Here is a 12,829-nt window from a genome sequence, read left to right as displayed (position 1 = left end):
ACTATGTAAGAGAAACGGAGAGATCACTGTATGTTAAAAGGACATACCATTTATATAAGACCTTTAGAAACAGAAGATGCTGAAGAGAATCTTCGGCTGCAAAGCGAAAACCGGGCATTTTTTGAACAGTTCTCCATGATTCGCGCAGACGATTACTATACGATTGAAGGGCAGAGAAAAAGGATCGAACAATATCAGCAAAGGCTGGTAAATGACCAAGAGTATCACTTCGGCATCTTCACAAATAAAGACCATACATTAATCGGGACGGTTTCCCTTTTCCAAATCATCCGCGGAGCGCTGCAATGCGCGTTTATTGGATACTTTTTAGATAAAGCCCATAACGGAAAGGGCCTTATGACAGAGGCGGTCAGACTGATTGTTGATTATGCGTTTCACGATCTGAAGCTGCATCGCATTGAAGCCGGTGTCATGCCTCGCAATCTGGGGTCCATGCGCGTATTAGAAAAAGCGGGATTTCATAAAGAGGGTATTGCCCGAAAAAACGTGAAAATCAATGGAAAATGGGAGGATCATCAAGTACTGGCGATTCTGAATCCTGATGATGAAAAATAAAAAAGAAGCCGGGATATCGCCCGGCTTCTTTTTTAACGCGCAGCTACGGGCGCAATTTCTTTCAGCGCTTGTTCGAAATCACGTTCTAAATCATCTGCATGTTCGACTCCCACACTTAGACGGAGCAGGCCGTCTGTGATGCCGCGTTTTTCACGCTCTTCCTTAGGCATTGCCGCGTGAGACATCGTTGCCGGATAGGACAAAATCGATTCGACGGCGCCAAGGCTCACAGCAAAGACCGGAAGTGATACATTCTCTACTAATTTCTTAACGGCCTTTTTGCTTTCAAGCTCAAAAGAAAGCACAGCACCCGCTCCCATCGACTGACTTTTATGGGTTTGGGCCCCCGGATGATCAGACAGCCCCGGATAATACACGCGTTTCACCGCCGGATGCTTCTGGAAAAATTCCGCAAGCCGCTGCGCTGTTTGGCTCGCTTTTTCTAAACGGACCTGCAATGTTTTTAAGCCGCGCAGCACGAGCCAGCAATCTTGCACGCCAAGGACGGCGCCGAACGAGTTTTGCAGCTTATACAGCTGCTTCCCAATCTCTTCATCCTTGACAGCAGCCAGTCCTGACAGCACATCGCTGTGTCCGCTCAGGAATTTTGTTGCGCTGTGAAGCACAATATCCACGCCGAGATCAAGCGGACGCTGCAGTGCCGGTGTCATGAATGTATTATCCAGAAAGGTCAGACAGCTGTTTTCTTTTGCAAGCTGGACAACCGCTTTAATATCAGTAATTCCAAGTGTCGGATTTGACGGTGTCTCCATATAAATGACCTTTGTGTTTGGCTGGATATTCCGCGCCACTTCGTTGATATCCGTCATATCAACAAACGTGTGCTCAATGCCAAAACGGGTCAAAACCTCTGTCACCATGCGGAAGGTTCCGCCGTATACATCTTCTGTCACAAGAACGTGATCGCCCTGTGAGAGAAGTAAAAATGCTGTTGAGATCGCAGCCATGCCTGAACTGAAAGCAAACCCTCTCGTTCCGCCTTCCAGTGCGGCAATTGTTTCTTCGAGAGCTGTTCTTGTCGGCGTGCCTGAGCGGCTGTAATCATATGCGCCAAATTCTTCAAATGAAGATTGATGGAAGGTCGAGGCGTGCTGGATCGGTACACTGACCGCCCCGGTTGCACCGTCTGTTTTAAATGGATTGTGCACGAGCTGGGTTTCCAGCGTCCAATTGTGATTACTCAAATGAAACAGCTCCCTCTTTGACCTGACATAAAGCCTGTTTTAGGTCCTCTTTTAAATCTTCCGCATGTTCAATTCCGACTGAAAAACGCAGCAGACGGTTGCAGACACCGTTTGCGATACGGATTTCTTCAGGAATATCCATGTGCGTCTGTGTGGCAGGGTATGTAATAAAGCTCTCCACCCCGCCGAGGCTTTCTGCAAAGCAAATCGTTTTCAGTGTTTTTAGAAATGGATTCACCCACTCTTCTTTTTGCAGACGGAAGGATAGCATGCCTCCTTTTCCCGGGTAAAGCACATCCTTGATTTCTTCTTGCTCTTCTAAAAAGGCCGCAAGCTCTTGCGCGTTCTCCTGATGCTGGCGCATTCTGAGACTGAGCGTCTTCATTCCTCTCATCAAAAGCCATGAGTCAAACGGAGGCAGGACCGCGCCGATGGCGTTTTGATGCTGAAACATTTCTTCTCCAAGCTGTTCATCCTTTACAACAACAAGGCCTGCGAGCAAATCGTTATGGCCGCCTAAATATTTGGTTGCGCTGTGAATGACAATGTCGGCTCCGAGCTCAAGCGGACGCTGCAAAACCGGTGTATAAAATGTGTTATCAACAATCACCAGAAGACCGTGCTCTTTTGAGATCCGGGCGATCTTTTCAATGTCCGCCTCCTGCATCAGCGGATTTGTCGGTGTTTCCACAAACACCGCTTTTGTATTTGGTGTAATCTTGGAGCGTAAACAGTCCTCATCGCTGAAATCATCATAATAAAAGGTCAAGCCGTATTTTTTCCATTCATTTTCAAACAGACGGTACGTGCCGCCATACAAATCCGATGAAACGATCAGTTCATCCCCGCTTTTAAACAGCGCCATAATCGTTTGTATCGCTGCCATTCCCGAACTGAAGGCAAGCCCTCTCGCTCCATTTTCTAAACTGGCAATCGCGTCCTCAACAAGCTGGCGTGTCGGGTTTTTTGTCCGAACATAATCAAATCCGGTCGATTCGCCGATCCCTCTGTGGCGGTATGCAGTTGATAAATAAATAGGGGGACTCACTGTTCCCGTTACTTCGTCGCTTCGGTTTCCGATTTGGGCTAATTTCGTTTCAACGTGCTGTGACATATAGCTGACACCTTCCCTTTTCAAAATAAAAACCCCTTCTTCATAAGAAGAAGGGGTTTAACGCTTCTTCTTATCTTCCAAGCATAGTACGCTTGCTGGATTTAGCACCTTGGCGCTTTGCACGTATGCAAAACAAGCCGGTTGCTGAGGTTTCTAAGGGCCAGTCCCTCCACCTCTCACGATAAGAAATATCGATTTCAATTTTCTGATTGTTTTATATTAGCGCAATTTGCAGTTTATTTCAATACTTTTTTCTTCGGGCACCGAACTGTTTAAAGAGAGAAATTTCTAATAATTCATGGTACAATAATTTCAAACGCAAGAAAGTCTAGTGATGTCCTGGAGGAATGTATTATGGCACCGAAAAACGGCACAGTTCAAGAAAAGAAGCTCTTTTCAAAAGAGCTTAACGAGGAAATGACAGTACTCGTTTATCTGCCGTCAAACTACTCCCCTCTTTATAAATATCATCTTATTATCGCGCAGGACGGCCACGATTATTTCAGGCTGGGGAGAATCGGCAGACAAGTGGAGGAATTGCTGTCCAAAAGAGAAATAGACCGATGCATTATTATCGGTGTTCCTTACAAGGATGTAAAAGAACGCAGAAAAACCTATCATCCGGAAGGTTCTAAGTTTTCGGCTTATAAACGATTTATTGCCCACGAGCTAGTTCCTTTTGCGGACCATGAATTTCCGACGTACCAAGTCGGCTACGGGCGGACACTGATCGGTGATTCTCTCGGAGCGACCGTTTCTCTTATGACAGCGCTTGATTATCCGAATATGTTTGGTAACATCATCATGCAGTCTCCCTATGTAGATCAACATGTATTAGAAGCCGTGAAACAGTCAGACGATATCAAACACCTCTCTCTTTATCACCAAATCGGAACAAAAGAAACAGACGTCCATACGACAGACGGCAATATTTTGGACTTCACAGAACCGAATCAGGAGCTGAAAAAGCTTTTGGAGGAAAAGCTTTCCGATTATTATTTTGAGCCATTTGACGGAGACCACAAGTGGACATACTGGCAGCCGCTCATTACGCCGGCTCTGAAAAAAATGCTCTAACATACTTTATTTTCAGGAGGGACATACTATGAAATACGGAATTGTTTTATTTCCATCAAAAAAACTGCAAGATCTCGCGAACTCTTACAGAAAGCGCTATGATCCGAGCTATTCCCTGATCCCGCCTCATTTGACGCTGAGATCTTCATTTGAATTTACAGAAGAGGAAGCCGGTGAATTGGTATCACAATTGAGAGAAATCGCTAAAGAATCTCATCCGATTGTTCTCAAAATGACCAAATACAGTTCTTTTGCGCCTGTCAATAATGTCATTTACATTAAAGCAGAACCGACGGAAGAATTAAAAACACTGAATGAAAAACTTTACACCGGTGTATTAGCCGGTAATCAGGAATACAATTTTGTTCCGCATGTGACGGTCGGCCAAAACCTTTCCGACGATGAGCATTCGGATGTATTAGGGCAGTTAAAAATGCAGGAAGTATCTCATGAAGAAATTGTTGACCGTTTTCATCTGCTGTATCAATTGGAAAACGGTTCGTGGACGGTATATGAAACGTTCCTGTTAGGCGGAGGAGAATAAACGATTGGAAGCAGTTATCGCAAAAAATGAAGAACAAATGAAAGATGCATTTTATGTAAGAAAAGAAGTCTTTGTCAAAGAACAAAACGTACCAGCTGAAGAAGAAATTGATGAGCTCGAAAACGAATCAGAGCATATTGTGGTATATGACGGAGATCAGCCGGTCGGCGCCGGAAGATGGCGGCTAAAGAACGGATACGGCAAATTAGAGCGAATTTGTGTCTTAAAAAGCCACCGCTCAGCCGGCGTCGGCGGCATCATTATGAAAGCGCTGGAAAAAGCGGCAGCAGACGGCGGTGCTTCAGGTTTTATGTTAAATGCGCAGACACAAGCAGTGCCATTTTACAAAAAACATGGATATCGGGTGCTGTCTGAAAAGGAATTTCTCGATGCTGGCATTCCCCATTTGCAAATGATTAAGGATTAAACACCATCCGGGTCTTCTGAGATCCGGATTTTTTCGCATATAAAAAACCGCTCTCTCATGTGAACGGTTTTTTATACATATCGATTAATAGATGTGCCTATCCCTTTTTCTCGCAATCTTTTATAAAGAGAGCGCTTACGTTTCGCCTCGTTTACTTTTCTTTCAGCAGCCGTTAGATTCTCCTGCTGCTTTTCAAGTTCCTTGTATACCCGCTGAAATGGGACATAGCTGATCTTCTCTGTTCCGGCATAATCCTGTTTATGGCCTATTGTGCGATTGGCATATTGAGCGTATTGCTGGTTCTGAATTTGACCTGCATATATCATACGATCCCCACCCTTCTGCTGTTCTTTTCCCTTAAACTTACTTTTTGAAACACGTTTCTTTTGATATGATAGTCTTTGTCTGTAATGAACACCTTTTTATTGGGAGGACCCCTTTTTGAAATGCGCCCGACTGAATGATCGAACAATACATTTACATACATATTCGAGAGAACATTATCAATTCCTCTATGAAGAAGGAATAAAAGGGAATTTATTTTGTTCTCATTGCGGAAAGCCTGTTTTGTTAAGGCTCAACATCGCTGAACCGCCTGCATTTATTCACCGGCAGCCTGGTGATTTCCCGGCGTGTGAGGAAGCCTGCGAACCAAAACCGGCGAAAGAAGAGAGAAAAGAAGACTTTCAGGAATCCGGCGTCTTTCGTTTGCCTAAAGGAAAAGCGATATCAGCTGATCCGGCACCCGGTGTCACGGAATGGCAGACTCCAAGACATATTAAACCTGGTACACCTTTTATAAAAAGACCGGAAACACCTGATATGAGCCTTTTTCCGACTGTCGGCTTAAACACAGATCAGCTGAAAGCTGTCACGGAAACGGAAGGCCCTTTATTGGTGCTTGCCGGTGCAGGAAGCGGAAAAACACGTGTGCTGACCGCGCGCGCTGCCCACATGATCGAACACTTAGACATACCGCCGGAACATATGCTGCTTGTCACCTTTACAACAAAAGCCGTCGCGGAAATGAAAGATCGCATGGCGAAGCAGTACGGATTACAGCCGTCAAAAGTCAGAAGACTTGTCACCGGAACATTCCACAGCTTGTTTTATAAAATCCTATATCACTATGATTCTGCCAAATGGAATGGCGAACATTTGCTGAAAATGGAGTGGCAAAAGGAACAATATATGAAAAAAGCACTCTATGAAGAAGGCGTAGATGAGAAAGAGTTTCCCGTCGATCAGGCTTTGCAGCAAATCGGCTTCTGGAAAAACACTTATTTGCCGAATGAACGTATTCCTTTAAAGGATGAGTGGGAAAAACAAGTTTACCGCCTATACGAATATTATGAGCGCCAGAAAAAAGAACACCGCCAATTTGATTTTGATGATATGGCATCAGCCTGCTATGAACTGTTTATCGAACGGCCTGACCTTCTGGAGCAATATCAATCTAGGTTTACGTATATTTTAATCGATGAGTTTCAGGACATTAATCCGGTTCAATATAAAATCATGCAAATGCTGGCGAGTCCGGAACAAAACCTGTGCTGTGTCGGTGACGACGATCAGTCAATCTATGCGTTTCGCGGCAGCAGCCCTTCTTTTATTCTGGATTTTCAAAAGGATTATCCCGGTGCCAAAACAATCTATTTAACAGCGAACTACCGTTCAACACATCCGATCGTTTCCTGTGCTGATATTGTCGTGAAAAAGAACAAAAACAGGTATGCCAAGATGCTGGAAGCCGCACGTGACGACGCGCAGGTCCCTGTGCTGTTTTATCCTTATGACGAAGAAGAAGAAGCGACAATGGTGGTTTCCGATATGAAAGAAAAAATTCAAAACGGCGCAAAACCTGAAGATTTTGCGGTTCTCTACCGGACAAACAGCGCCGGCCGCGCCATTTATGAAAGGCTCCATCAATCATCAATTCCGTATACCGCAGATCGCGGCGTCCAGTCCTTTTACAGCAGAAGGATCGTCCGCCAGATACTCGCATACTTGTACGCAAGCCAAAACGAGGATGATGCTGAAGCGATTAAACACTTGCTGCCTGCCTTATTTCTAAAGCAGTCTGCTTTAAACACGCTGAAGGCGCTCTCGATTACCGAGGATTGCTCAATGATCAAGGCGCTGGCCAAACTGCCGGATCTTAAGCCGTTCCAGCTGGATAAAATCAAAAAAATCGTGCCCTTTTTCGCAAGCATCCGCACCATGAAGCCGGTGGAAGCCATTACCTTTGCCGAAGGAAAAATGGGCTTCTCCGAATACTTAAAAAAACGGGGCAACGAAGGAAATAAGCTGGAAAAAGGCTCTGATGACCTGCGTGACGTCAAGGTTGTCGCCAAAAAATTCAAAACCATCCCTGACTTTCTCGCCCATGTTGATCACATGCGGGCTGCTGAAAAAAACAAAACGGATGAAAACGGCGTGCAGCTGATGACCATTCACCGGTCAAAGGGCCTCGAATTCCAAACCGTCTATGTATTAGGCACGGTAGACGGCTCCATCCCGCATGATTTCTCACTAGAAACAGCGAGAAAGGGAGACGAAGCTCCGCTTGAAGAAGAAAGACGCCTTCTGTATGTTGCAATGACACGGGCCAAACAGCATTTATATTTGTCTTGTCCCGCAAACAGGCGCGGCAAAACCGCCCACCGTTCAAGGTTTTTGTATCCTCTTTTGCAGCAAACGAGACAGCCCTTGCCCAAATAAACAGCCCGGCAGTGATACTGCCGGGTTTTTCACTGTAAAAAAGGCCCGCTGCCCAGGCCATCCGCTTATTTACTATCCAGCATTTTAGAAATCGTTCCAAAATCAAGCTTTTCTTTTCCGCTTGTAATGGACTGGACAATCTTATCTTCCAGTTCTTTCGGCACGCGTCTGTTTGCCAGCTGCGCCACGCGTTTAATGACGCTGCGGACTGTGTTTTCATCTTTAAAATTGGCGTTTTGAAGTGATCCTGCAAGATTCATGACATCCTGCATGTTCACGCCTGTTTTCTTTTCAATGTTCTTAAAAAATTGATTATCCATGATACGCCTCCTTTTGGCGGAGTAATACAGTATTGTATGAACGCTTTACGCATAATGTGATAATTTGCAATCAAAAATAAGTTACTGATTTAAAAAGCAGCAAAGGGTACATAAAGTAGGAAGAAGCACGGGAATCATCCGCACTTCCTCCTTCATTCATTTCTTAGTAGTTAAAAAAAGATGCACCTACGATGATGAGAAGAATGAACAGTACAACCACAAGAACGAATGTTGAACCGTAACCGCCTGAATATCCTCCAGCATAACCGCCGCCGTAGCAGCCGCCTCCGTAACCAAATCCCATAACTAAGCACCTCCTTTACTCTCTATACACTATGTGAGACATCATGATCGGCTTGGATATTCGCATAGGGCTCTTGCGGATTTATGATGGATCATGCTGAGCCTGCCGTTTTTTCAGTAAGGCTTCCGTCTTTTCAGCCAATTCTTCAATTTCTTGTTCAAACGACAGGCCGGCTTCGTCAAATAAAGCCAATTCCTTTTCAATATGTTTGATCGTCTTGTCATGTTTGTTTTGCTTTTGATCGTGCGGTCCATACCTGCCCTCTATGAATTTTTCAAACTCGTTCATGAGATCCCCCCCTCTCATGACATATGCTGAGCGTATCAGCATTGTTAAAAAAACAAAAAACCGGACATCTCCGGTCTCTTGTCAGTGTCAAGCTATTGAGGTTTTTTCTTTTTACTGCCGCATCCGCAGCCTTTCTTTTTGATCTTTTTTGTTTGATACGATGAATCTGTATATGGAGTTTTTTGGGAAGGTTTGTTAAATTGATTCACTTTGATCCCTTCCTTTCCTTATGTCATATATGCTATTTTATGCGGATACTGACGGAAAGTTGCTGGTGGGAATGCCTCATTCCTGCAGCCATTTTGATACAAGGGTTTCAATAATACCGGCCAGCCCTGCGATTGCCAGCAGCAAAACCAGCCACTGGGCCGCCTCTGGAATAAAGGCCTGGCACAAAATCAAAAAGCCGGCGCACCACACGCCTGTGCACCAATAGCAGCTCAGCAATTCACCGATAAACGCCCTCACACCCGTTCCCTTTATGACAATATACGTTTCAATGTTCCCGTCCGCGTCCTTTTCCTCCTTCTCTTCATGAAAAAGGCTGCGCAGCGGCGCCATAATCGTATCAAACACGAAAAGACGCGCGAGCCGGAAGACCGCAAGCGAAAAAAGGAAAAGAGACAGCCAATTGATAACCACTGGTTCACTCCTTTCATCATCCCCTTCACATATATGCAGAAACCCTAGCTTTCATGAATTTGTATCTTGTCCTGTTGAAAATTGGTTATTTTTCTTATTCCGCTCTGCACCTCTTCTGCATTATATACAGTATGGATAAGAAAGGAGTGAAGGTTATGTCATTTGAAGAAAAAGTTGAATCCCTGCATCCTGAAATATTTGAGCAATTATCTAGCGAATTCGAGCAGCAGATCGAAGTCATTGATTGCGAAAATATCACAATAGATACGTCACATATAACAGCTGCCCTTTCTATACAAGCCTTGGTCACAACAATGATTATCCTGGCAACACAGCTCGTCATCGCCGACGAGAACTTAGCTGACGCAGTCGCAAGCGAAATACTCATCCTCGATAACTCCCAAATCAAAAAAAGAACCATCATTAAAATTATCAACAGCCGAAACATCAAAATTACTTTATCTGCCGACGAAATAATAACCTTTGTACAAATTTTGCTTCAGGTGCTAAACAGCATTCTCAATGAACTTGACGTCCTTTAACCCTTTCTTTTCATAAACTTAAAAGTCGAGGTGAAAACAAATGTCAGATAACGATAAATTCAAAGAAGAGCTTGCAAAGCTGCCGGAAGCTGATCCAATGACGAAAATGCTTGTTCAAAATATCTTTCTTAAACACGGCGTCACGAAAGACAAAATGAAAAAAGTATCAGATGAAGAAAAAGAAATGCTCTTGAATCTGGTAAAAGACTTGCAGGCTAAATCAGCTGCATTAGTTGAAAATCAAAAGAAGAAAAAAGAAGAAGCAGCCGCGCAAGAGAAAAAGAACGAAAAACCGCTAAGCCGCAGAGAGCAATTAATTGAACAGCTCAGACAAAGACGGCAAAACAATAACAATTCAAGCCAATCATAAAAAATAGGGTTCTTCATCAGGATATATGCCTCAGTCAAAGTAAGAGGCTCGCTCATTTAATAACAGTAAAAGAAAAGGAGGAATAGATATGGAAAGCAGACCATACTCTTGGGTTGCACTTGATCCTGACTGTGACCATCCGTTAGACGAAAAAGATAAAAAAGAAGAAAGAAAATGTAATTGCGATATTTGCTGCAATGGCAATGGATTCGGCGACGACAATGCCTTTATCAATCAAGATCTGGCTCAGGCAAATCTTAACAAACAAGTCTCCGATGAGACAATTATTATCAGAGACTCTTGTGATATCAACGTTACATCAACAGACGTTCAAGCCGTTACATCAGTTGTAACTGCAATTAATGCCGCTGTCGTAACAGCAACTCTCACATCCATTGCAGATGGTGTAATCGCTGAATTAGTCGCACAAGATTTACTGCAGCTGACAGCTAACAAGCAAGTAAACCGCCAAAAACTTCTCATCGAATGCTCCCGCGGCGTAAACGTCTCAACAGTAGATGTCGATATTGCAACACTTGTCTCTACAGCAACAAACACTCTCATTGCCATCCTAGTTATCACACTCGTCCTCTAGGACCTAAAAGCAGAGCTAAAACGCTCTGCTTTTTCTTATTTTCCCAGCATATGATGAATATATAGACGTTCACCCACACCAAGTGAGGCACGAGTACATATGTTGTTAAGGACTAAAGTCAAATACCCTATAAAGAAGGAGCTGAAATCAATGAGCTGCGGAAAAACCCATGGCCGGCATGAGAACTGTGTATGCGATGCAGTGGAAAAGATTTTAGCAGAGCAGGAGGCAGTTGAAGAACAGTGTCCGACTGGCTGCTATACCAACCTTTTAAACCCTACGATTGCTGGAAAAGACACAATTCCGTTTCTCGTTTTTGATAAAAAAGGCGGATTGTTCTCCACATTCGGAAACGTGGGGGGATTTGTGGATGATATGCAATGCTTTGAATCCATTTTCTTCCGCGTTGAAAAATTATGCGATTGCTGTGCAACACTTTCTATTTTACGCCCGGTCGATGTCAAAGGCGATACCTTAAGTGTTTGCCACCCTTGCGACCCGGATTTCTTCGGGCTAGAAAAAACAGATTTTTGCATCGAAGTGGACCTCGGATGCTTCTGTGCGATTCAATGCCTGTCACCTGAGTTAGTTGACAGAACTTCGCCTCATAAAGATAAAAAGCATCATCACAATGGATAAACACTTGTAAAGAGGAATCCCCTTCCAAGCTCTATTACAGGTGCAAATTATTCAGCTGCTTCGAAAGTGAGGCAGCTGACTCTCCATCATTTCGCCAGTCTCAAAATTACAAGGCAGGAGGGATAATATGAGCCAGAAAACATCAAGCTGCGTGCGTGAAGCGGTAGAACAAATTGAAGATCTGCAAAACGCGGTTGAAGAGGATTGCCCGGCCGGCTGCCATTCCAAGCTTTTGTCTGTAAGCCATTCATTAGGCGATACAGTGCCTTTTGCAATATTTACATCAAAATCAAAGCCTTTAGTCGCCTTCGGTAATGTCGGCGAGCTGGATAACGGACCTTGCTTTAATACAGTATTTTTTAGAGTGGAAAAAGTTCATGGCAGCTGCGCAACGCTATCCTTATTAATCGCTTTTGACGAACACAAACACATTTTGGACTTCACCGATAAAGACACGATTTGTGAAGTGTTCCGACTTGAAAAAACGCACTACTGCATTGAAGTGGATTTAGACTGCTTCTGCGCGATCAATTGCTTAAATCCCCGTTTAATCAATCGAACACATCATCATTCATGATAAGGCGGAAAAGCTTGCAGATTTGCAGGCTTTTCTCTATGTAAAAAAGCTGCCGGAACGATCTGCCGGGCAGCTTTTTGCTTTCATTAAAAACCTAACGGGTGCAGAGATGTGATATCATCGATCGCCAGCTCAGTCGGAGCGCCGTTTCCGGTCGTCCGAAGCAGAACGGAATCATTTCTTCTTCCGACAATCACGCCTCTGTACGTTTTCCCATTGGCTTCAATCAGACAAAGCGCTCTCGGCATGTTATGCGGCAGTTTTGTTAAAAAGTCGATTTTTTCATGGATGGACATCTTGCTCATCGGTTTTTTCACTTTTCTGGCCGGCGGTGTCTTTTCTTCAGCTTTAGCTGCATTATGCACGGCCTCCGGTTCCTTTTCAGGCTTACGGGCTTCAGGTGCAGGCTCTTCCTTTTTTTCCGCTTCCTGAGGTTGCTGTTTGGCGGTGTCTTCAATTGCCTGCGGCTCTTCTAATGGTTCCTGCTGCTTTTTCTGGTTCTCCGGCTCTCTCGCCTCTTGTTTTTGCTGACTCACTTGTTCCTCTGCCTGTTTTTTCTCTGTTTGCTGAGCATCTTTTGCCTGAATGTCTTCCCGCTCTTTTCCCTCTGTTTCCATGGCATCTTTTACCTGAATGTCTTCCCGCTCTTTTTCATGGTAAACCGGCTGTTCCTCTGCTTTTGGCGGAGCCGGTTTGGCTTTTCTTTTAATGACGATCTCCTGCATGGACGAGCGGGTTTCCATATAATCCGGCTGAACAATATACATGAGCGGTTTTTTATCCGCGTTTCTTTTCTTATTAGACATCTTCATCCCTCCGATTCTGTCATATTCTATCTATATGACAGAATGCTGAAAATCAGAAGAAATAAAAAAGCAATCCCTATTA

18 protein-coding genes and 1 riboswitch are annotated in these 12,829 nt (G+C 44.2%); of the genes, 10 read left to right on the top strand and 8 right to left on the bottom strand.

Annotation, left to right across the window (positions count from 1 at the left end):
* Positions 1 to 30 precede the first annotated feature (30 nt).
* Entirely contained in the window at positions 31 to 576 is a 546-nt protein-coding gene (locus tag NYE43_RS06445; protein ID WP_101860793.1) for a GNAT family N-acetyltransferase, read from the top strand.
* A 32-nt stretch (positions 577 to 608) separates the two neighbouring features.
* Here the strand turns inward: NYE43_RS06445 and metC are convergent, their stop codons facing one another.
* Positions 609 to 1,781 carry a cystathionine beta-lyase gene (gene metC, locus NYE43_RS06440; protein WP_101860794.1) on the bottom strand — a complete coding sequence of 391 codons (1,173 nt, stop codon included), beginning with the start codon at positions 1,779 to 1,781 and terminating at the stop codon, positions 609 to 611.
* On the bottom strand, positions 1,774 to 2,895 hold the full coding sequence (metI, locus tag NYE43_RS06435; protein WP_095713630.1) for a cystathionine gamma-synthase/O-acetylhomoserine thiolyase: 1,122 nt from the start codon (positions 2,893 to 2,895) through the stop codon (positions 1,774 to 1,776). The genes metC and metI overlap by 8 nt, the downstream gene beginning before the upstream one ends.
* Before the next feature lie 67 nt (positions 2,896 to 2,962).
* Positions 2,963 to 3,083: riboswitch (SAM riboswitch) on the bottom strand.
* A gap of 166 nt (positions 3,084 to 3,249) precedes the next feature.
* Here metI and NYE43_RS06430 point away from each other — a divergent pair.
* From NYE43_RS06430 to NYE43_RS06420, 3 genes are read left to right on the top strand one after another with little or no spacing between them, the layout of a single operon-like run.
* Positions 3,250 to 3,972, top strand: a complete 723-nt coding sequence (locus tag NYE43_RS06430) for an esterase family protein (RefSeq protein ID WP_024120954.1) — start codon at positions 3,250 to 3,252, stop codon at positions 3,970 to 3,972.
* Positions 3,973 to 4,000: 28 nt separating this feature from the next.
* Positions 4,001 to 4,516, top strand: coding sequence for a YjcG family protein (locus NYE43_RS06425; RefSeq protein ID WP_010333788.1), 516 nt, complete (start codon positions 4,001 to 4,003; stop codon positions 4,514 to 4,516).
* Positions 4,517 to 4,520: 4 nt separating this feature from the next.
* Positions 4,521 to 4,943 carry a GNAT family N-acetyltransferase gene (locus NYE43_RS06420; RefSeq protein ID WP_024120953.1) on the top strand — a complete coding sequence of 141 codons (423 nt, stop codon included), beginning with the start codon at positions 4,521 to 4,523 and terminating at the stop codon, positions 4,941 to 4,943.
* Between the two features lie 71 nt (positions 4,944 to 5,014).
* On the opposite strand, the gene NYE43_RS06415 is transcribed toward NYE43_RS06420, so the two are convergent.
* Positions 5,015 to 5,269 (bottom strand): hypothetical protein, encoded by a 255-nt coding sequence (locus NYE43_RS06415; protein ID WP_024120952.1) that lies wholly within the window; start codon positions 5,267 to 5,269, stop codon positions 5,015 to 5,017.
* Positions 5,270 to 5,384: 115 nt separating this feature from the next.
* Between NYE43_RS06415 and NYE43_RS06410 the strand changes: the two genes are divergently transcribed.
* Positions 5,385 to 7,664 carry an ATP-dependent helicase gene (locus NYE43_RS06410; protein WP_341061328.1) on the top strand — a complete coding sequence of 760 codons (2,280 nt, stop codon included), beginning with the start codon at positions 5,385 to 5,387 and terminating at the stop codon, positions 7,662 to 7,664.
* A 65-nt stretch (positions 7,665 to 7,729) separates the two neighbouring features.
* On the opposite strand, the gene NYE43_RS06405 is transcribed toward NYE43_RS06410, so the two are convergent.
* The 4 genes from NYE43_RS06405 to NYE43_RS06390 all read right to left on the bottom strand — a co-directional run bounded on the left by NYE43_RS06405 (position 7,730) and on the right by NYE43_RS06390 (position 9,218).
* On the bottom strand, positions 7,730 to 7,984 hold the full coding sequence (locus NYE43_RS06405) for a stage VI sporulation protein F (protein WP_024120950.1): 255 nt from the start codon (positions 7,982 to 7,984) through the stop codon (positions 7,730 to 7,732).
* A 163-nt stretch (positions 7,985 to 8,147) separates the two neighbouring features.
* Positions 8,148 to 8,288 carry a YjcZ family sporulation protein gene (locus NYE43_RS06400; protein ID WP_010333783.1) on the bottom strand — a complete coding sequence of 47 codons (141 nt, stop codon included), beginning with the start codon at positions 8,286 to 8,288 and terminating at the stop codon, positions 8,148 to 8,150.
* Between the two features lie 81 nt (positions 8,289 to 8,369).
* Positions 8,370 to 8,576, bottom strand: coding sequence for a hypothetical protein (locus tag NYE43_RS06395; protein ID WP_095713604.1), 207 nt, complete (start codon positions 8,574 to 8,576; stop codon positions 8,370 to 8,372).
* A 285-nt stretch (positions 8,577 to 8,861) separates the two neighbouring features.
* The gene (locus NYE43_RS06390; RefSeq protein ID WP_326323278.1) at positions 8,862 to 9,218 is read right to left on the bottom strand and encodes a DUF1360 domain-containing protein; all 357 of its coding nucleotides are present in this window, start codon (positions 9,216 to 9,218) and stop codon (positions 8,862 to 8,864) included.
* A 155-nt stretch (positions 9,219 to 9,373) separates the two neighbouring features.
* Between NYE43_RS06390 and cotV the strand changes: the two genes are divergently transcribed.
* The 5 genes from cotV (at position 9,374) to cotZ (ending at position 11,941) form a co-directional block, all read left to right on the top strand.
* Positions 9,374 to 9,760, top strand: coding sequence for a spore coat protein CotV (gene cotV / locus NYE43_RS06385; protein ID WP_105953710.1), 387 nt, complete (start codon positions 9,374 to 9,376; stop codon positions 9,758 to 9,760).
* 40 nt (positions 9,761 to 9,800) lie between these two features.
* Entirely contained in the window at positions 9,801 to 10,130 is a 330-nt protein-coding gene (gene cotW, locus NYE43_RS06380) for a spore coat protein CotW (protein WP_326323277.1), read from the top strand.
* Between the two features lie 88 nt (positions 10,131 to 10,218).
* Positions 10,219 to 10,725 carry a spore coat protein CotX gene (gene cotX / locus NYE43_RS06375; protein ID WP_095713607.1) on the top strand — a complete coding sequence of 169 codons (507 nt, stop codon included), beginning with the start codon at positions 10,219 to 10,221 and terminating at the stop codon, positions 10,723 to 10,725.
* 150 nt (positions 10,726 to 10,875) lie between these two features.
* Positions 10,876 to 11,364 (top strand): spore coat protein CotY, encoded by a 489-nt coding sequence (cotY, locus tag NYE43_RS06370; protein ID WP_003239243.1) that lies wholly within the window; start codon positions 10,876 to 10,878, stop codon positions 11,362 to 11,364.
* Between the two features lie 127 nt (positions 11,365 to 11,491).
* Positions 11,492 to 11,941 (top strand): spore coat protein CotZ, encoded by a 450-nt coding sequence (gene cotZ, locus NYE43_RS06365; RefSeq protein ID WP_024120943.1) that lies wholly within the window; start codon positions 11,492 to 11,494, stop codon positions 11,939 to 11,941.
* An 86-nt stretch (positions 11,942 to 12,027) separates the two neighbouring features.
* Here cotZ and cotO read toward each other — a convergent pair whose 3' ends face one another.
* Entirely contained in the window at positions 12,028 to 12,753 is a 726-nt protein-coding gene (gene cotO, locus NYE43_RS06360; protein WP_326323276.1) for a spore coat protein CotO, read from the bottom strand.
* Positions 12,754 to 12,829 lie beyond the last annotated feature (76 nt).

It is taken from the genome of Bacillus sp. FSL R5-0434 (genome assembly GCF_038004745.1).
Taxonomy (GTDB): Bacteria; Bacillota; Bacilli; order Bacillales; family Bacillaceae; genus Bacillus; species Bacillus halotolerans.
This window is presented reverse-complemented; position numbering and strand designations above follow the sequence as displayed.